The organism is Stenotrophomonas sp. KH_029, from assembly GCF_057839765.1.
The window spans coordinates 4305264-4324089 of record NZ_CM174498.1; the positions used below are offsets into that span (position 1 = coordinate 4305264).

Sequence of the window (18826 nt, forward strand, 5' to 3'; positions counted from 1 at the left end):
ATGGCGCTCCCCCGTAGTCGAGTCGTCGCCATGCCGTGGATGGGCATCCAGGATCTGTGGACCTTCGTTGCCGCCGTGCTGGTGTTCCTGGCGCTGCCCGGCCCGGGCACTTTCACCCTGCTCGCCGCGACCGGGCGCGGCGGGGTCCGCGGCGGCTATACCGCCCTGTTCGGCCTGCTGCTGGGCGACCAGATCCTGATGTGGCTGGCGGTGGCCGGGGTGGCCGCGCTGCTCAAGGCCAACCCGCTGGTGTTCCACGCAGTGCAGTACCTGGGCGCGGCCTATCTGGTGTGGATCGGCATCGGCCTGCTGCGCCCGGCGCGCAAGGGCGGCAGCGAAGGCGGCATCCGCCTGCAGCCGGGCCACTACTTCCGCCAGGCGGTACTGATCAACCTGCTCAACCCCAAGGCGATCATTTTCTACATGGCCTTCCTGCCGTTGTTCATCGACCCGGCCCGGCACCAGGGGATGCTGACGTTTTCGACCATGGCAATGATCATCTTCGTCATGGGGCTGGCGTACTGCTCGGTGCTGATCGGGGTGGGCAACCTGTTGCGCCGTCAGATTCTCCAGCGTCCGCGTGTAGGGGTTTGGATGGCGCGCGTGGCAGGAATCTTCCTGGTCGGTTTTGGCGTGCGCCTCGGCGTAAGTGGCTGACGCCTTGCCGCCGCAGCGATGCGCCGGGCCCGGCGCGGGGCCGGGGTGGGCTGGAAATAGGCTGCATCAACCATGCGGGCCGGGGCGATTCATACGTTTGGATTCCCCTGCATCGCCGCCCGGTGTCCAATCGGCGCCAACGGTCGCCGTACCGGCGCCACCGCGAGGAACCGATGCCCGTGCCCGTGTACTTCGTGCAGCACCTGGCCGGCCATGACGAGCGGCTGCTCGGCATGGGCACCTGCCGGGTCGATCTGGCCGACCCGGCGGTAACCCGCATCGTCGCCGGGCTGCGCCCGCTGGACCGGATCGACCTGCACGCCTGTGTGTTCGATTGCCAGGCCAGCCTGGCGCTGGCCCTGCGCCGGCGCATCAGCGAGGCCGAGGATGCCGCGCAGGGCTGGCGGTTGTTCGATGCCGACGGCATCCTGCGCTGCAAGAAATTTCCCGACGACACCCGGGTGGTCTACCCGCATGGGCTGCCACAGGACGATGCCTGGCTGCGCGCGGTGATCCGTGCGGTGCCGGTCGACGCGGCCGGCTGATACGCCGCCTCAACCTGCCTGTGCCGACTGGCGCAGGTGGTCGATGAACACCCGCAGCTTCGGCGCCATCTGCTCGCGTGCGGGGTAATACAGGTGGAAGCCGGCGAAAGGCTGCTGCCAGTCCTGCAGCAGACTGCACAGCCGCCCGGCGGCGATATCGGGGGCCATCAGCGCCTCGAAACCCTGGGCCATGCCCATGCCGGCGCGCGCGGCGACATGGATCAGGGCGCTGTCGTTGAACACCAGCGGGCCGCTGACCTCCACCTGCAGGTCGCGGCCGTCGCGGGTGAATTCCCACGGCATCAACCGGCCGTTGCTGCGCCGTAGCACGATGCAGGCGTGCCCGACCAGCTCGGCCGGGGTCTGCGGCCGGCCATGGCGGGCCAGGTAATCCGGGCTGGCCACCACCACCTGGCGTTCGCGTGGGCCGATCGGCACGGCGATCATGTCCCGGGCCAGGCTTTCGCCCAGGCGGATGCCGGCGTCGAAACCGCCCGCCAGCAGGTCCACCAGGGCCGGCTCGACGAACAGCTCCACCTCCACTTGGGGATACCGCGCCAGGAAGCCGGGCAGGTGCGGCAGCACCAGCAGTTCGGCGGCGTAGTGCGGCAGGTTGATGCGCAGCTTGCCGGCCGGCACCGCGCGGACCGCGTCCAGGTCCTCGAACGCCGCCTCGATCTGCGCCAGCCCGCCGCGGACCCGCTCCAGGAAGCGTGCGCCATGTTCGGTCAGGGTCACCCGCCGCGTGGTCCGGTGCAGCAGGCGCACGCCCATGCGCGCCTCCAGCGCGCGCACGGTCTGCGACAACGCCGAGGGCGATACGCCCAGCGCATCGGCGGCGCGGCTGAAGCTGGCATGGTCGGCGACCCGGGCAAAGGCGACCACGGCGGACAACGGCGGATGTGCGGACATTGTGAAGCCTGTCTTCAAGGTGGATGCAGCCAACAGCGGTTTATCCACATGGTACAGCGGAGGATGCTGTGCCTCCGGGCCGCTGCTGGCGGCCTGTCCCCTCCCCCGCTCCGGAGCTGTCCCATGCATACCCGTACCCTTGGCCGCCACGGCCCCGCTGTTTCCGCACTCGGCCTGGGCTGCATGGGCATGAGTGCCTTCTACGGCGGCCGCGGCGACGACGCCGATGCCATCGCGGTGATCCACCGCGCGCTGGAGCGCGGGGTGACCCTGCTCGACACCGCCGACATGTACGGCCCGCATACCAACGAGGTACTGGTCGGCAAGGCGATTGCCGGCCGCCGCGACCAGGTGTTCCTGGCCACCAAGTTCGGCATCCGCCTGGAGCCGACCGATACCGCCGCGCGCAGCGTCGACGGCCGCCCCGAGTACGTCATCGCCGCCTGCGAGGCCAGCCTGCAGCGGCTCGGGGTGGACCACATCGACCTGTACTACCAGCACCGCGTGGATGCCAGCGTGCCCATCGAGGACACGGTCGGGGCGATGGCGCGCCTGGTCGAACAGGGCAAGGTGCGTTTCCTGGGCCTGTCGGAGGCATCGGCGCCAACCATCCGCCGTGCCCACGCGGTGCACCCGATCACCGCCGTACAGACCGAGTACTCGCTGTGGTCGCGCGACCCGGAGGACAACGGCGTGCTGCGCACCGTGCGTGAGCTGGGCATCGGCTTTGTCCCCTACTCGCCGCTGGGCCGCGGATTCCTGACCGGGGCGATCCGCAGCCCGGCCGACTTCGACGCCGACGACTACCGCCGCCAGTCGCCGCGGTTCCAGGGCGACAACTTCGCGCACAACCTGGCCCTGGTCGATACGGTCACCACGATGGCGCAGGGCATGGGCATCACCCCCGGCCAGCTGGCCCTGGCCTGGGTGCTGGCGCAGGGCGAGGACCTGGTGCCGATCCCGGGCACCAAGCGGCTGGCCTACCTGGAAGAGAACCTGGACGCGTTGCAGGTCCGGCTGGACGCGGACGCGCTGGCCCGGATCGCGGCGATCTTCCCGCCGAACGTGGCCGCCGGCCCACGCTATGCCGAGGCGGCCATGGCCACGTTGAACCGCTGAAGACAGGCCGTGCCGGCCGGGCCTGCCCGGCCAGCACGGCTGCCGGCAGATCGCCGCTCCAGCCGCCATTGGGATCGCGTCGACGTTCTTTGTGCCGGTTTCGTCACCCTTTCCCTGGTCAGGCGTTCCGTTTCAGGGGCGGGGACGCTTGGCAGTAGTAATGCGGCACCGCGTTCGGTAAAACTCGCAGACTTGTCGTTAACAGTCATCCACCGCGAGGCCCCATGTCACTGCTCCGGCGCAAGTCCCTAGACCAAGTCACCGTCCACGAAGCCGGCAGGCAGCTGATCCCGACCCTGAGCTGGCCGCACCTGATCGCGCTGGGCATCGGCGCCATCGTCGGTACCGGCATCTACACCCTGATCGGGGTGGGCGCCAACCTGGCCGGCCCGGCGGTATTGATCTCCTTTGCCATCGCCGGTGCGGTATGCGCGTGCGCGGCGCTGTCCTACGCCGAGCTGGCCACGATGATGCCGGCCGCCGGCAGCGCCTATACCTACAGCTACGCCGCACTCGGCGAGGTGGTGGCCTGGGTGGTGGGCTGGAGCCTGATCCTGGAGTACTCGCTGGTGGTGAGCACGGTGGCGGTGGGGTGGTCCGGCTATGCGGTGGGCTTCCTGCATGGCTGGGGAGTCGACCTGCCGTTGATGCTGACCGCCGGCCCGCACGTGGAAGGCGGCTTCATCAACCTGCCGGCGGTGCTGATCACCTTCGTGGTGGCCGGCATGCTGATGGCCGGCACCAAGGAAAGCGCCACCCTCAACGCGATCCTGGTGGTGGTCAAGATCATCGCGCTGACCGTGTTCGTGGCCATCGCGCTGCCGGAGTTCGACACCGGCCACATGGACCCGTTCATGCCGTTCGGCTTCGCCAAGTCGCTGGGCGCCGATGGCGTCGAGCACGGGGTGATGGCCGCGGCGGCGATCATCTTCTTCGCCTTCTACGGCTTCGATGCGATCTCCACGGCGGCCGAGGAAACCAAGAAGCCCGACCGCGACCTGGCCATCGGCATCATCGGCTCGATGGTCGGCTGCACCATCATCTACGTGCTGGTGGCGCTGGCTGCCGTGGGGGCGATGAGCTACACCATCTTCGGCCAGAGCGCCGAACCGCTGGCGCTGATCCTGCGCGAGCTGGGCAGGCCGGATGCGGCCAAGTGGATCGGCGCGGCGGCGGTGATCGCGCTGCCGACGGTGCTGCTGGCCTTCCTGTACGGGCAGAGCCGGATCTTCTTCGTCATGTCGCGCGACGGCCTGTTGCCGCGCAGCCTGTCCAAGGTCAGCGCGCGCACCGGTACGCCGATCGCCACCACGCTGTTCACCGCGGTGCTGGTGGCCGCGCTGGCCGGCGTGGCCCGCCTGGACGAGATCGCCGCGCTGGCCAATGCCGGCACCCTGGCCGCGTTCACCGCGGTGGGGCTGTGCCTGGTGGTGCTGCGCAAGCGCGAACCGGACCGGGTGCGCAAGTTCCGCACGCCGCTGGCGTATGTGGTGGGCCCGCTGGCGGTGATCGGCTGCGTGTACCTGTTCTTCAGCCTGCCGAGCAAGACCCAGCTGTATTTCCTGGCCTGGAACGTGCTGGGCCTGGTCGCCTACTTCGCCTATGGGCGTCGCAATGCGGTGATCAACAAGGCTTGATCCGGGAGTGTGCCGACCAACGGTCGGCACCTACCGCCGCCATGTTCCGGTAGAGCCGAGCATGGCTCGGCACTACCGGTCCGGGATCAGGGTTTGGCTGCCTGTTGGGCATGCGCCTGGGCCTGCGCCATCACCCGCAGCAGGTTGCCGCCCCAGATGCCGGCGATCTGCTGCTCGGTGTAGCCCTTGCGCAGCAGCCAGGCGGTGATCTTCGGCAACTGGCTCACGTCCTGCAGATCGGCCAGGCCGCCGCCGCCATCCCAGTCCAGCCCGATGCCCACGTGCTCGGGGCCGACCACTTTCAGGATGTGCTCGACGTGGGCGAAGAAATCCTCCAGCGTCGCCTTGCGCAGCGGGATGCGCTGGTCGATGTCTTCCAGCCCCTTCTTCAGCGCCACGCCCTGGGCGATGCTGAGGCCATCGTAATCGCTGCGCAGTTGTTCCATCAGCGCGCTCTCGGCGGCCGAACGCGCTTCGCTCTTGCCGGTATCGATCAGGTAGCCGCCATACGCATTGACCTGGATCACGCCACCGGCCTTGGCCAGGCGCTTCAGACGCGCATCATCCAGGTTGCGCGGATGGTTGTAGATCGCCTTGGCCGAACTGTGCGACAGCACGAACGGCACCGGCAGGCGCTCGATCAGATCGTCGAACACCGCATCGGAGGCGTGCGATTGATCGATGACGATGCCCAGCCGCACCGCTTCGTCGACCAGCGCCTTGCCGGCCGGGCTCAGGCCCTTCCACTCGGCGCCCTTGGGATCGGTGGCCGAATCGGCGAACTCGTTGTTGGCAAAATGCACCGTGCTCAGCAGGCGCAGGCCGGCCAGGTGGTAGAAGCCCAGCAACGAGGGATCATCGACCAGCGGGCTGGCGTTCTCCATGCTGATGTAGACCACGCGCTTGCCGGCCGCCTTGATCCTGGCGGCATCGGCAGCGGTCAGCGCGAGCTGGAAGGTGTCCGCGTGCGCGGCAAGCATCTGCCGGATTTCCATCAACCGCAGCAGGCCGGCATCGCGCTCGTGCCGGTGCGCCTGCGCGCTGCGGTCGCCCTGGTCGGTGTAGATCGCAAAGAAGCCGCCATCCAGCGCGCCTTCGACCATGCGCGGGTAATCCACCTGCGACAGCGCGTTGTGGTCGTGGCGCTGGCTGATATCGAAGCCGTCGCGGTGGAAATTGGCCGGCGTATCCAGGTGGCTGTCCAGGGTCAGCAGCCGCTGCTGCAGCGCCGTGGCCCTGGCCAACTCCTGGGGGGTGAACTCGACCGCGTGGGCGGCCAGCGGCGTGCACAACGCCAGCGAGACCAGCAGAGACAGACTGCGCAACGTCATGACGCCTCACCTTGGGTGGGAAGCGTCAGACCATAGCGCTGTAGCGCCTGGCTGGGTAGGTGCCGACCGTTGGTCGGTACCGGCAACAGAGCGCACCGACCAACGGTCGGTGCCTACCCGATGCCTAACGTGGCCGGGATCCTGGTGCGGATCAATCCACCACGCGGCAGAACACGGCTTTGAGGTAGCGCGATTCCTGCACGTGGGCCATGAACGGGTGGTCCGGACCGGCGCCGGCCACCTTCAGGATCTGGATGGTGCGGCCGGCGTAGAACGCCGCGCGGCGCAGCATGTCCAGGAACTGGTCCTCGGCCACCAGGCCGGTGCACGAGAACGTGGCCAGCAGCCCACCGGGCTTGACCACGCCCAGCGCCAGCTTGTTCATGTCCAGGTACTTCTTCAGCGCGGTGATCACCTGGTCGCGGTCGCGGGTCATCTTGGCCGGGTCCAGGATCACCACGTCGAACTGCTCGCCGCGGTTGGACGCATCGCGCAGCCACGGGAAGATGTCGGACTGCACGAACTTCGGGCGCACGTTGTTGAGCTTGGCGTTTCCCTTGGCGATGGCGATCACGTCTTCATCGATGTCGATGCCGACCACCTCGGCCGCACCGCGTGCGGCGGCATACACCGCAAAGCCGCCGGTGTTGCAGCACAGGTCCAGCACGGTCTTGCCTTCCACCTGCTGGCTCAGCCACTGGCGGTTCTCGCGCTGGTCGGCGAAGAAGCCGGTCTTGTGTGCGCCGGCCGGGTCGGCGCGGAACTTCACGCCGTACTCGGTGATCACCGACGCTTCGGTGGTGGTGTTGCCGTGGAAATCGAAGCTTTCCTGCTTCTGCACGTGCTCGTCGGCGAAGCTGTGGAAACGGCAGCCGGGGAACTGCTCGCGCAGCGCCCCGTAGACCCACTCGCGGTGGCGGAACATGCCGGCGGCGAAGAATTCCACCACCACCAGGTCGCCGTAGCGGTCCACCACCAGGCCGGACAGGCCGTCGCCCTCGCTGTGGACCACGCGCCAGGCATCGGAGACCTCGTCCAGCTTCAGTACGTCGCGGCGCAGCGACACCGCCTGGGCGATCTTGCGCGAGAACCAGCCGGCGTCCACCGGGATGGCCTGGTCGGTTTCCAGGATGCGCACGGCGATACGCGAATGACCGTTGTAGAAGCCGCGCCCGATCCACTCCCCGTCCACGCCGATGACCTCGACGATGGCACCGGGTTTGGGGCGGACGGCCGGTTTTTCGACCAGTTTCTGGAAGATCCACGGGTGGCTGGAGCGCCAGGCGTTCTTGAGGCGGACAACGGGGTCTTGAATATTCATCGGCCTATTGTATGACGCGGCGCCACATACGCGCTGTCGCGGGCGGCCGGGCGACAGTTCCTGCCGGGCCGGCCGCGGCGGCGTTGCTGACCGGACCGGATTTGACGGCAGCCGGCCCAGCCCGCAGAATCGGCCGCAGAAGGGGAGTAGCTCCCAGACGTTGTCGCCGTCAATTCGAGCCCGCAGGCTCCGGTGCAACGGCAGTCCCACCCATCGGGGCTGCGAGCGAGACCTTCGCCGTATGGCGAAGCTCTGTCCCCGGATCCCCCCGATCCTCCGTTGCAGATCCTCGCCATCCGGCTTGAGGCATTCATTTTTCCAACGGACAAACCCATGCAGACGATCGGTAATTTGTGGTTGTGGGGCGGCTTCGGCGCGGTGGTGATCATCGCGTTGCTGGTCGACCTCGTATTGATGCGGCACGGCGGACCGCACAAGGTCACCTTCAAGGAAGCCCTGTGGTGGTCGATCGGCTGGGTCGCCCTGGCCCTGGCCTTCAACGGCGGCCTCTGGTACTACCTGAACGAAACCGCCGGCCAAGTGGTGGCCAACAAGGTCGGCCTGGAGTTCCTGACCGGCTACCTGGTCGAAAAAGCCCTGGCGGTGGACAACATATTCGTGTTCCTGATGATCATGGGCTACTTCGCCGTGCCCGAGGAACAGCGGCAAAAGGTACTGATCATCGGCATCCTTGGCGCGATCGTGCTGCGTACGATCATGATCTTCGCCGGCAGCGTGCTGCTGACCAAGTTCCACTGGCTGCTCTATGTGTTCGGCGCGTTCCTGCTGTTCACCGGTTGGAAGATGTGGTTCTCGGCCGGCACCGAACCGGACCTGGAGGCCAACCCCGCCCTGCGCTGGATGCGCAGACACCTGCGCCTGCTGCCCGATTACGCCGGCAATGCGATGAGCGTGATGCGCGACGGCAAACGCTGGTTCACCCCGCTGTTCGTGGTGCTGATCCTGATCGCGGTCACCGACGTGATCTTCGCCGTGGACAGCATTCCGGCGATCTTCGCCATCACCACCGACCCGTTCATCGTGCTCACCTCCAACGTGTTCGCGGTGTTGGGCCTGCGCGCGATGTTCTTCCTGCTGGCCGGCATGGCCGACCGCTTCCACCTGCTGCCGTACGGCCTGGCCCTGGTGCTGGCCTTCATCGGCGCCAAGATGATGCTGATCGACATCTTCAAGATCCCCACCCCGATCTCGCTGGGTGTGGTGGCGCTGATCATCGCCGCCACCGTGGTGTTGAGCCTGAAGAATCCGCCCAAGGCCGGCGACGCGTAACCGCACCTGCCGCCGGCGGGATTGTCCCGCCGGCGGCACCACTTACTCCCATCGCGTTGCCCTTGTGTTCAGCGCGGGCGACGCAATCCCTTAGGGTATGAACGCCAACCTGCCCCAGCCCCTGCCCGCCGGCGATGCGCCGGAACCGCCCCGCAGCGACCGTGGTCGCGTGATGCGGGCGTTCAACCTCAGCCTGGCCTTCGTGCTGGTGCTGGTGGCGGTATTCACCGCACAAGGCCATGTCGACTGGCGGCCGTGGGCAGTGGCGCCGCTGGAGACCGCCGGCCTGCTCGGCATCCTCGGCGCACCGCTGCTGCACGGTTCGGTGCAGCACCTGGGCGCGAATGCGGCCGCACTGCTGATCCTCGGCACCCTGGCCGGCAGCGTCTATCCCAAGGCCACCCTGCGCGCGATTCCGTTGCTGTGGATCGGCTCGGGCCTGGGCGCGTGGTTGCTGGGCGATATCGGCAGCCGCCACCTGGGCGCCAGCGGCATCACCCATGGCCTGATGTTCCTGGTATTCGTGCTCGGCCTGCTGCGCCGCGACCGGCCGGCGATCGCCGCCGGGCTGATCGCCTTCCTGTTCTACGGCAGCATGCTGATCACCATCCTGCCGCACGAGCCGGGCGTGTCCTGGCAGTCGCACATGGGCGGTGCCTTCGCCGGCATCATCAGTGCGCTGCTGTTCCGCCTGTCCGACCCGATGGCCGCGCGCAAGCGTTACAGCTGGGAAGAGGAAGAAGACGACGACGAACTGCAGGCCCCGCGCGATGGCGACCTGGAGCCGCCCTCGCCGACCCGCGTGCCGGTGCTGTGGCAACCGCGCCAAGGGCAGGACTTCGTGGTGCTGCCATTCCGCCCACGCGACCAGCCCGGACCGCACGAGTAGCCCTCAGCTGGCCGATCTGATCCGGCCAAGCAGCGCCAGTCGCAGGCAGCCGACGGCGAACATGCCGACCAGCACGACCATCGCCAACCCGAACAGCACGTTGAACGCATAGGCGACCGGCTGCTCGCTCCAGTAGTAGGTATGCGCGCTGACGCGGTAGCCGCCGACCCGGATCCGCGCATTGGCCAGCGCCGCCAGCAGCGTGAGCAGCTGCTTGAGTTCGAGCAACGCCAGGAAGGTGCCCAGCAGGCCAAAGAAGATGCGGATGCCTGGCCCGGCCTTTTTGGCTGGCCGTGACGCCACGGTGGGCTGGATGGACGCGGCGACCCGGCGTGGGCGCGTAGCCGCAGCCTCCGCAGCACGTGCAGCCGGTGGCGAGGCCCTGCGCGGTGCGGCCTGCGCCGCCGCCGGTGCCAGCAGCGACGCGCGCGGCGCATCGAGCACGTCGCCCGGTATCGGCAACTGCAGGTAGTCGGCCAATGTCTGCAGCCATTGGTTGGTGCGGTGGGTGCCGGGCAGCACGGCGACATTGCCGGGCGTCAACAGGGTTTCGGTGCCGTCGTCGCGGACCAGCCACGCCTGGGTTGTCGCGCGGTGCATGGTGCCGTGCCGTCGCAGCTGGAGTTCGGACAGCCCATCCAGGGCAAAGTCGACCTGTAGCTGCTCGCGGCGGCCGAACAGCGTGCGGGTGTGGCGCCGGCCGACGCCCTCGCGGCGCGACAGGGTCAGCGTTTCGCCGGTCTCGGCGTAGACCAGCAGGCCCACCGCCAGCACGACCAGCAACAGGAATGCCGTTACCGCCAGCAGCCACGACAACGGGCCCAGGCTGGCCAGCGGCGAGCGGCCTTCCACCAGTCCGCCCACCACGAACGCGGTGGGCGCTGCCAGGGCGAGCGCCGCCGTGAGCAGGACCAGGCCGGCCTGCACGCGATTGTAGGAATGGATGCGCAGATCGTCGTCTGGCGTGCGTTCGTAGCGGTGTCCGATCAACATGCCGACCTCCCTGTCTGTCGGCCACGGTACCGGTGGCCGTCCACAACGACAAGGTGGCGCTGCCTGCCCCATGCGCGGAGCCCCGGCATGACCGCGGTCATCGCACAGGCGCTACCCGCGGACAGCCCCGCGCACGTGCCGTGCGCTCACTTGCCCGCGGTGGCCGCCGCGTCCCCGTCCACCGCACGCCGGCCCAGCGCCGGGTCGTCGGTGAAGAACGCATCGATGCCGGTGGCCAGGTAGGCGCGCATCTCGGCGACCGAACCGTCGGCATTGCGCGCAGTGGGCTCGCCCCTGCGGAACTCGGCGGCCTGGAAATAGTTCTCCGGGCGGAAGGTATACGGCACCACCATCAGGCCGGCGGCATGCGCGTCGCCGACCAGCGTGGTCGGAGTGCCCAGCCTGCCGGCCGCATCCAGCGGAATCACCATGCGCAGGCTGGGGCCGATGCCGTCGGCGTAGGTGGCCACCTCGCGCAGCCCGGCCGGGGTGATCATATCGGCGTAGTGCAGGCCGCCCTTGGCCGCCAGCACATCGCCGGGCTGCTGTTTGGCATCGCCGATCAGCTGCAGCAGGCGGATGTTGGAATCGCGGCCCAGCTTGCCACGCAGATAGCGCAGGTTGCCGACCTCGAACGACTGGATCGTCACCGGCGCCACGCGGGTATACGCATTGCCCTGCAGCGCGGCCAGCACCTTGTCTTCCATCGGCAGGCCGATGCCCTTGAAGTAGGTACCGTGCTTGATCTCCGGCACCAGGCCGATGCCGCGGTTGGCGCGTCCGGCCTGTTGCACCAGGAAGGCGATGATCTCGTCCAGCGTGGCGATGCGGAACTGCCCGTCATAGGCGGTGCTGCGCAGCTGCGGCAGGCGTTCGCGGGCGTACAGGGTCTTCAGTTCGGCCAGGGTGAAGTCTTCGCTGAACCAGCCTTCGATGCGCTCGCCGTCGATGGTCTTGACCGTCTTGCGGCTGGCGAACTCGGGATGGGCGGCCACATCGGTGGTGCCGCCGATCTCGTTCTCGTGGCGCGACACCAGCACCCCGTCCCTGGTCATCACCAGGTCCGGTTCGATGTAGTCGGCGCCGTCGGCGATCGCCTGCGCGTAGGCAGCCAGGGTGTGCTCGGGCAGCAGCGCGCTGGCGCCGCGGTGGCCGTACACCGCCGCCTTGCGCGGCGCGGAGGAAGAAGATTCGGCGCTCATGGCCACCGATGGTGCCACGGCCAGCGACAACAGCAAGGCACAACCCCACAACGACTTCGACACTGCAAACCCCTGTTGATGCGGCCCGCGCCGACGCGGCGGGGCGTGGAAAGGACCGGCGCAGTGTGCCGGCGCGGTGTGACAGGGGGAAGAAAGGCGGGCCTATTTGCCGATGCAGAAGCTGGAGAATATCCGCCCCAGCAGGTCGTCGGCGCTCATCCGCCCGGTGATCTCGCCCAGCGCCCCATGCGCCAGGCGCAGTTCCTCGGCAGCCAGCTCCAGGTGCTCGTGGAGCAGTTCGGCGTCGGCGCGTTCGGCGTGGCCGATTGCCAGCACGATCGCCTCGACGTGGCGGGCGCGCGCGGAGAACTCGCCCTCCACGCTGTCGCCGGCGCTGCCGCTGGCCAGTTCCCGCAGGCGCGCGTGCAGGCGCTCCAGGCCCAGGCCGGTGGCGGCCGAGACATGCACCACGTTGGGGTCGATGGCCGGCGGCAGCGTCTCCAGCAGGTCGCTCTTGTTGTGGATCCACAGCTGCTGCGGCACCCCGGCGATGGCATCGGCCACCGCGGTGTAACCGGCCTGCGGATCGCGCGCGTCCAGCACGATGATGGCCAGGTCGGTGCGTTGCATCTCCACGTGGGCGCGGCGCATGCCCTCGCGTTCGATCGCATCGCCGCCCTCGCGCAGGCCGGCGGTATCGACCAGGGTCAGCTCCAGGCCGTCGATGTGGATGGTCTCGCGCAGGGTGTCGCGGGTGGTGCCGGCGATGTCGGTGACGATGGCGCGCTCACTGCCGGCCAGCGCGTTGAGCAGCGAGCTTTTGCCGGCGTTGGGCGGGCCGACCAGCACCGCGTGCAGGCCATCGCGCAGCTTGCGGCCGCGCTCGGCATCGTCGCGCAGCTGCACCAGCGCGCGCAGCGCCTGGCCCAGGCCGGCGCGCACCTGGTCGCCACCGAGGGTGTCCAGTGGCTCGTCGGCGAAGTCGATGGCCGCTTCCACGTGGATACGCAGCAGCACCAATTGCTCGCCGACCTCCTCCACCCGCTGCGAGAACACCCCGTCCAGCGAACGCCGGGCCGCGCGCGCGGCGCGGGTGTCGCTGGCCGCGATCAGGTCGGCGATGGCTTCGGCCTGGGCCAGGTCGAGCTTGCCGTTGAGGAAGGCGCGCTCGCTGAACTCGCCGGGCCGCGCCTGGCGCGCGCCCAGCACGATGCAGCGCGCGACCAGTTGCTGCAGTACCACCGGGCTGCCGTGGCCCTGCAGTTCCACCACTTCTTCGCCGGTGAAGCTGTTGGGGGCCGGGAACCACAGCGCGATGCCGTCATCGATCACCTCGCCGTGCGCGTCGCGGAAGCGCGCGTAGTGCGCGTGGCGCGGCTGCATCGCCCGCACGCCGACGGCCTGGGCGATGTCGCGCGCGCGCGGTCCGCTCAGGCGCAGCATGCCCACGCCACCGGCGCCGGGCGCGGTGGCGATGGCGACGATGGTATCGGCGGGGGACGTCTGGCGCATGGCTTACAGCTTCTCCAGCTGCGCGCGCGCCTGGGCGGCGCCGCTGCCCTGCGGCTGCAGCGCCAGGTAGGTGGTGTAGGCCTGCCTGGCCTTGGCCTTGTCGCCGGCATGGGCGTAGGCATCGCCCAGGTTGAGGTGGGCCACCGCCCGCGAAGGGTCGATCTTCAAGGTGTTCTCCAGCCAGCGCGCCGCTTCGGCGTAGCGCTGCTGCCGGTAGTAGACAAAGCCGAGGTTGTTGGCGGCCTGGGCAAAGTCCGGGCGCAGTTTGAGGGCTTCGGTGAACTGCAGGGCCGCCTCGTCGTAGCGTTTCTCGCGGTACAACTGCAGGCCGCGGTCGTTGGCCTGCTGCGCGCGCTGGCGGTCGGAGGTGGGCACGGCGGCCGGCACCACCAGGGTGTTGCTGCCGCCCTGCAGGTCGGCCACGGTCACCGGCGCTTCGCCCTGCCCCTTGCCGCCCTGGGCCGCATCGACCCGGGTGTTTAGCGCGATCGCTTCGGGCGACAGCTGGCGTGTATCGGCGTTGAGGTATTCCTGGCTGTCGGGCACCTGGAACACGAACTCGCCGCCCTGCGAGCCGGGCAGGCTGCCGAAGGCCGGGGTCTGCTGGGCCACCGCGGCCACCGCCGGGGCCACATAGGCAGCCAGTTCGGTGCCGGTGATCAGACCATCGCCGTTGAGGTCGCCCTTGCCGCTCAAGGCCTGCAGCAGCACCCAGGTGAACATCGAATGGCCGTTCGGGCCGCCATCGGCCACCTGCTGGTCGGCGCCGCCGGCGGTGAGCATCTGGCGTGCGCTGCGCCGCGCGTTCTCGCGCAGGAAGCGCGACGAGGACGGGCCGCCGCGGGTCAGGCCCAGGCCGCTGTAGCAGGCATCCATCACGAACATCACGTGCTTGGCCTGCAGGCTTTCGGCGATGTTCTGGATGTCGGTCATCGCGATGGCATCGGTGGCGAACTCGTTGGGGTCCGAATCCACGGGGATGATGTAGCCCAGGTCGCGGCCCGAGGCCAGCCGCCGGGTCGCGCCGTGGCCGGCGAAGAACACGAACACCCGGTCGTTGCGGCCGGTGCGGTCGTCGGCCAGGCGGTCGTGGAAGGCGGCCAGGATGTTGTTGCGGGTGGCCTGCTGGTTCTTCAGCACGATCACCTGCGATGACGGGAAGCCGAACTGGCCGGTCAGGGTGTCGGCCACGGCCTGGGCATCGTGGCCGGCGTGCTCCAGCTTGGGCCACTTGGCGTAGTCGTCGATGCCGACCACGATCGCCCAGGATTTCTCGTAGCCGGTGGTGATGGTGGCATCGCTGCCGGCGCCCTTGCGCGCGCGGGCCACGCTGAAATCGCGGCCGTTCCAGCCGGCGAACTGGTAGCCGTCGGCGATCAGCCGGTCCAGGATCTGCGGCAAGGCCTTCACCGCACGGTCGTGGATGTCGTGGAACAGGATGATCCCGCGTTGTTCCTTCTGCACCTGTTCGACCACGCGTTGCACGATCGATTCGGGCACCGGGTCGGCCCAGTCCATCGAGTCGATGTTCCACATGATCGATTTCATCCCGGCCTCGTTGAGCAGCTGCAGGCCTTCGGCGTTGCGCGCCCCATACGGGAAGCGGAACAGCGGCGCACGGCGCGCATCGACGTCCTTGAGCAGGGTGTCGGTGGCCAGCACCTGTTCGCGCAGCGCATCGCCGGTGGTGCGCGACAGCTGCGCATGGGTCAGGCTGTGGTTGCCCACCGCGTACCCCTGCGCCATCAGGTTGCGGCTGATGGGCGCCATCGGGCCCAGCGTGACCTTGCCGTCGGGCTGCACCGCACCCAGGTTGCGGCCCACCTCGAAGAACACCCCGGGTACGTCGTAACGTTGCAGGATGGCGACTACTTCGTCGGTATAGGCCTTGTGCGGGCCATCGTCGAAGGTCAGCACCACGGTCTTGGGCGGCAGGTCGCGGCCGAAGATTTCGCGGTCGCTGTCCTGCATCGACATCGGGTAGGGCTCGATCACCCCGTAGTCGCGCAGGATCGCTTCGCGACGGTACTGCGCGCGCAGGTGGGCCAGGTAGTCGTCCCACTTCTCGCGCTTGAGCGCGATGGCGCGCGTGCGGTCGAAGCGGCTGAAGATGCGGGTGATTTCCTGGTTGTAGTTGCGCTCGATCTCATCGAGCGCCTCCAGGTCTTCGCCGATGCGCTGGTGCAGCTTCACCGCCGGCAGCGAGGAGTCCGCGCCGACCCGCTCGTGCAGGTCGCGCAGCACTTCGCGGAAGGCCAGGCGGTCGGCGTCGAACAGTTCCGGGGCCGACTCGATGTAGTCCAGCACCGTGCCCAGGGTGGCGAAGCGGCGCGGGCTGCTCCCGCGCAGCAAGGCATCGAACTGCGTGGCGATGGCCGCACGCTGCTCGAGGCCGTCGTGGAACAGCTGCTGGCCGATGCGGCTGGAGGTGGCGCGGTCGGCGGGCGATTGCTGCGCTTCGTCGGCCAGCAGCACGATGATGCGGCGATGGCCATCGAGCTGCTTCTGCAGGGCGGTGAGCAGCGGGGCGGCAGCCGGGTCTGCCGCCGCCGCCGTCTGCGCGCTGGGCTGGTTCATTGCTCCGCTGCCGGCAGCGTCCTTGTCGCCACAGCCGGCCAGCGCCAGGGTGAGCAGCAGCATGGGCACGGCCAGGCGGAACAGCGACGACGCAGGGGACATTGGGAGGCTCGGGGCTGAAACGGGGGGACGGTTGCCGGCGATTGTATAGCCGCCAAAGAAAAACCCGCCGGGCGGCGGGTTTTTCAGCGCAGCCGCCCAATGGTCGGCGCTACGGCCAGACGACCAACGGTCGTCTGCTACCGGTCGGCTTACTTCTTTTTGGCGGGGGTAGCGGCCACCGGCAACGGCTCGCTGCCGTGGCGCTTGGTCATCCACCACTGCTGCAGCAGGCCCAGGCCGCCGTTGACCACCCAGTACAGGACCAGGCCGGACGGCATGAAGGCCATCATGACGCCGAACACCAGCGGCATCATCTGCATCATCTTGGCCTGCATCGGGTCCATGCCCGGGGCCGGGGTCAGTTTCTGGGTGGCCCACATCACCGCCACGTTGATCACCGGCAGGATGAAGTACGGGTCGCGCGCGGTCAGGTCCTGGATCCAGCCCAGCCACGGCGCCTGGCGCAGTTCCACCGATTCCACCAGCACCCAGTACAGCGCGAAGAAGATCGGCATCTGGATCAGGATCGGCAGGCAGCCGCCCATCGGGTTGATCTTTTCCTTCTTGTACAGCTCCATCATCGCGGTCTGGAACTTCTGGCGGTCATCGCCATAGCGTTCCTTCAGCTGCGCGATGCGCGGCTGGAAGCGACGCATCTTGGCGCCGCTCTTGTACTGCACCGCCGACAGCGGGTACAGCACCAGCTTGAGCAGCACCACCAGGCCGACAATCGCCCAGCCCCAGTTGTTGACCACCTTGTGGACCTGGTTCAACACCCAGAACAGGCCCTGGCCGATGATCGCCATCAGCGAGAAGCGGCTGTAGTCGACCACGCGGTCCAGCCCCTTCACGTCTTCCTTGGCGATCAGGTTGACCAGCTTCGGGCCCACCCACAGGCGCGCCTCGGTGCTGACCTGCTGGCCGGGCGCGACGGTGAAGGCCGGGCCGGTGGCCTGGATCTGGTCGCGGCCATCATGCTGGGACAGCACATAGTTGGCGGCCTGGTCGGCCTGCGGAATCCACGCAGTGAAGAAGTGGTGCTGCAGCATCGCCAGCCAGCCGCCGGTGATGGTGCGGTTGAGGTTGCCGTCGTCCAGGTAATCCTTGAACGCGCGGCGCTCGTAGCCATCCTTCGGGCTGAACCAGGTCGCGCCGTTGAAGCTGAACGAATCGGGGTTGGTCATGCTGCGCGAGAGGATGGTCGGGTGGCGGTCCAGGGTGCGGAACACGTAGCCGTTCCACGGCGCGGCGCTGCCGTTGACCACTTCGTCCTTGACCTTGATCGCATACTCGTTGCGGCCCAGCGTATAGGTACGGCGGATGCTGACGCCGTTGGGGCCGTTCCACACGAACGGGATCTGCAGTTCCTTCTGGCCCTTGGCCAGCACGAACGCGCGATTGTCGCCGACCAGGGTGAAGCCATTGGCTTCGGGCACCGGCATGCTCTTGTCCTGGCTGGTCCAGCCACTGACGGCGCGGTACGGCTGGGTCTGGTCTTCGGTCAGCAGGCGCACCGGCGGGCTGCCGTCGTCCTTGGTCTGCGGGAAGTGCAGCAGCTCGGCGTCCAGCACGGTGCCGCCGTCCAGCACCAGGCGCAGCACGTCGGTGGTGACCGTCACCCGGGCGGCGCCGGCGCTGGCCGCAGCGCTGGGCTGGGTCGCCGGGGCGCTGCCGGGGGCCTGCGGTACCGACGCGCCGGGAATGGCGCCTGCCGCGCCCGGCACGGTTGCCTGGGTCTGCGCGGCAACCGGCGGCGTGGCCGGCGCGGCCTTGTCGCGGCCCCACTCCATCCACAGCAATACGGCCACCATCAGCCAGGCAAAAATCAGGAAAACGCGGGTCTGGTTCATCAGCGGGCAGGCTCGGCGGGGCCGGCAGGTGATGCCGGCTCGGACTGGGAAAGGGGTGCAACGCCCAGGGGCGGCGGCATTGTGCCGTCCGCGCCCGGCATGGGCAATGCGCCAAGGCGGCGCAGCAAGCGTTCAAACGCCTGGCGGAGGTCGGAATTGCTGGCGGTACGGGCGGCACTGCGGGCGACGACGACGTAATCGCCGGCACTCATCCACGGCCGTAGATGGCGTGTGGCATCGCGCAGCACACGCTTGACTCGATTGCGACCCACGGCTCGGGGGTCGACTTTGCGCGACACCGCAAGACCCAGCCTGGCTGGCGTTTCGCTGTTCAGCCAGTGCAGGGTCATCAGCGGATCGGACACACGGTGGGCACCGTTGAAGACCGTTGTATATTCGGCACGCGTACGAACCCGCGCAGAGCGAGGAAATCGCTTGCGCAGGTCGGAACTGCTCATAGTCAGGATTGCGTCTGCCGCGGGAAGCGGCATTGCAATCAAGCGCTCAGGACTTTACGGCCCTTGGCGCGGCGACGCGACAGGATCTTGCGGCCGTCAGCGGTCTTCATACGGGCACGGAAGCCATGGTCGCGCTTACGCTTGAGGTTGCTGGGTTGGAAAGTGCGCTTGGTGGCCATGCGGGCCTCTATATGAAGGGGACGGAAAGAACCGGAAATTCTATAGACCTGATCAAGGTGCCGTCAAGTGCTGGGCACTACGGGATTTCACCGGGCTGTGCAATAGCTGTGGATCATTTTGTGAATAACTTCGGGACAACCATTCCCGGCCCCCCTCGTCGGTGGTAGTCTGCGCCATCCATTCTTCCCCCTTCCGGCCTGTGGTGCGGCGGTTTCCCACGCCTGTCCACTGGCCCCAGACGATTATTGCCG

The 18826-nt window shown here is 68.2% G+C and carries 16 protein-coding genes; 6 read left to right on the forward strand and 10 right to left on the reverse strand.

The genetic code is table 11. The features are described from left to right. Both leuE and AC3ITM_RS19245 read left to right on the forward strand, forming a co-directional pair. Complete coding sequence (gene leuE, locus AC3ITM_RS19240; protein ID WP_489267372.1) at positions 1-657, forward strand: leucine efflux protein LeuE; 657 nt, start codon at positions 1-3, stop codon at positions 655-657. A 173-nt stretch (positions 658-830) separates the two neighbouring features. Beyond that, entirely contained in the window at positions 831-1202 is a 372-nt protein-coding gene (locus AC3ITM_RS19245; RefSeq protein WP_489267374.1) for a hypothetical protein, read from the forward strand. A 9-nt stretch (positions 1203-1211) separates the two neighbouring features. On the opposite strand, the gene AC3ITM_RS19250 is transcribed toward AC3ITM_RS19245, so the two are convergent. Next, entirely contained in the window at positions 1212-2114 is a 903-nt protein-coding gene (locus AC3ITM_RS19250; RefSeq protein WP_489267376.1) for a LysR family transcriptional regulator, read from the reverse strand. Between the two features lie 123 nt (positions 2115-2237). Between AC3ITM_RS19250 and AC3ITM_RS19255 the strand changes: the two genes are divergently transcribed. Together AC3ITM_RS19255 and AC3ITM_RS19260 are read left to right on the forward strand one after the other, a co-directional pair. Continuing rightward, on the forward strand, positions 2238-3233 hold the full coding sequence (locus tag AC3ITM_RS19255; RefSeq protein ID WP_489267378.1) for an aldo/keto reductase: 996 nt from the start codon (positions 2238-2240) through the stop codon (positions 3231-3233). 224 nt (positions 3234-3457) lie between these two features. Next, positions 3458-4870 carry an amino acid permease gene (locus tag AC3ITM_RS19260; RefSeq protein WP_489267379.1) on the forward strand — a complete coding sequence of 471 codons (1413 nt, stop codon included), beginning with the start codon at positions 3458-3460 and terminating at the stop codon, positions 4868-4870. Positions 4871-4956: 86 nt separating this feature from the next. Here the strand turns inward: AC3ITM_RS19260 and AC3ITM_RS19265 are convergent, their stop codons facing one another. Together AC3ITM_RS19265 and AC3ITM_RS19270 are read right to left on the reverse strand one after the other, a co-directional pair. Then, entirely contained in the window at positions 4957-6201 is a 1245-nt protein-coding gene (locus AC3ITM_RS19265; protein ID WP_489267381.1) for a dipeptidase, read from the reverse strand. A 151-nt stretch (positions 6202-6352) separates the two neighbouring features. Then, complete coding sequence (locus tag AC3ITM_RS19270; RefSeq protein WP_489267383.1) at positions 6353-7522, reverse strand: class I SAM-dependent rRNA methyltransferase; 1170 nt, start codon at positions 7520-7522, stop codon at positions 6353-6355. Between the two features lie 333 nt (positions 7523-7855). Between AC3ITM_RS19270 and AC3ITM_RS19275 the strand changes: the two genes are divergently transcribed. After that, positions 7856-8812 (forward strand): TerC family protein, encoded by a 957-nt coding sequence (locus AC3ITM_RS19275; RefSeq protein WP_228884839.1) that lies wholly within the window; start codon positions 7856-7858, stop codon positions 8810-8812. Between the two features lie 97 nt (positions 8813-8909). Next, entirely contained in the window at positions 8910-9701 is a 792-nt protein-coding gene (locus tag AC3ITM_RS19280) for a rhomboid family intramembrane serine protease (RefSeq protein ID WP_489267385.1), read from the forward strand. A gap of 3 nt (positions 9702-9704) precedes the next feature. Here the strand turns inward: AC3ITM_RS19280 and AC3ITM_RS19285 are convergent, their stop codons facing one another. The 7 genes from AC3ITM_RS19285 to rpmH all read right to left on the reverse strand — a co-directional run bounded on the left by AC3ITM_RS19285 (position 9705) and on the right by rpmH (position 18574). Further along, positions 9705-10694: a hypothetical protein gene (locus AC3ITM_RS19285; RefSeq protein WP_489267387.1), complete on the reverse strand. Its 990-nt coding sequence runs from the start codon at positions 10692-10694 to the stop codon at positions 9705-9707. A 146-nt stretch (positions 10695-10840) separates the two neighbouring features. Further along, positions 10841-11896, reverse strand: coding sequence for a glycerophosphodiester phosphodiesterase (locus AC3ITM_RS19290; RefSeq protein WP_489270142.1), 1056 nt, complete (start codon positions 11894-11896; stop codon positions 10841-10843). 162 nt (positions 11897-12058) lie between these two features. Continuing rightward, the gene (gene mnmE, locus AC3ITM_RS19295) at positions 12059-13408 is read right to left on the reverse strand and encodes a tRNA uridine-5-carboxymethylaminomethyl(34) synthesis GTPase MnmE (protein WP_489267389.1); all 1350 of its coding nucleotides are present in this window, start codon (positions 13406-13408) and stop codon (positions 12059-12061) included. 3 nt (positions 13409-13411) lie between these two features. Next, positions 13412-16087, reverse strand: coding sequence for a polysaccharide deacetylase family protein (locus tag AC3ITM_RS19300; protein ID WP_489267391.1), 2676 nt, complete (start codon positions 16085-16087; stop codon positions 13412-13414). Between the two features lie 149 nt (positions 16088-16236). After that, positions 16237-17937, reverse strand: coding sequence for a membrane protein insertase YidC (gene yidC / locus AC3ITM_RS19305; protein WP_489267392.1), 1701 nt, complete (start codon positions 17935-17937; stop codon positions 16237-16239). Next, positions 17937-18428, reverse strand: coding sequence for a ribonuclease P protein component (gene rnpA, locus AC3ITM_RS19310; protein ID WP_489267393.1), 492 nt, complete (start codon positions 18426-18428; stop codon positions 17937-17939). The genes yidC and rnpA overlap by 1 nt, the downstream gene beginning before the upstream one ends. A gap of 5 nt (positions 18429-18433) precedes the next feature. After that, entirely contained in the window at positions 18434-18574 is a 141-nt protein-coding gene (rpmH, locus tag AC3ITM_RS19315) for a 50S ribosomal protein L34 (RefSeq protein ID WP_006404565.1), read from the reverse strand. Positions 18575-18826: the final 252 nt, after the last annotated feature.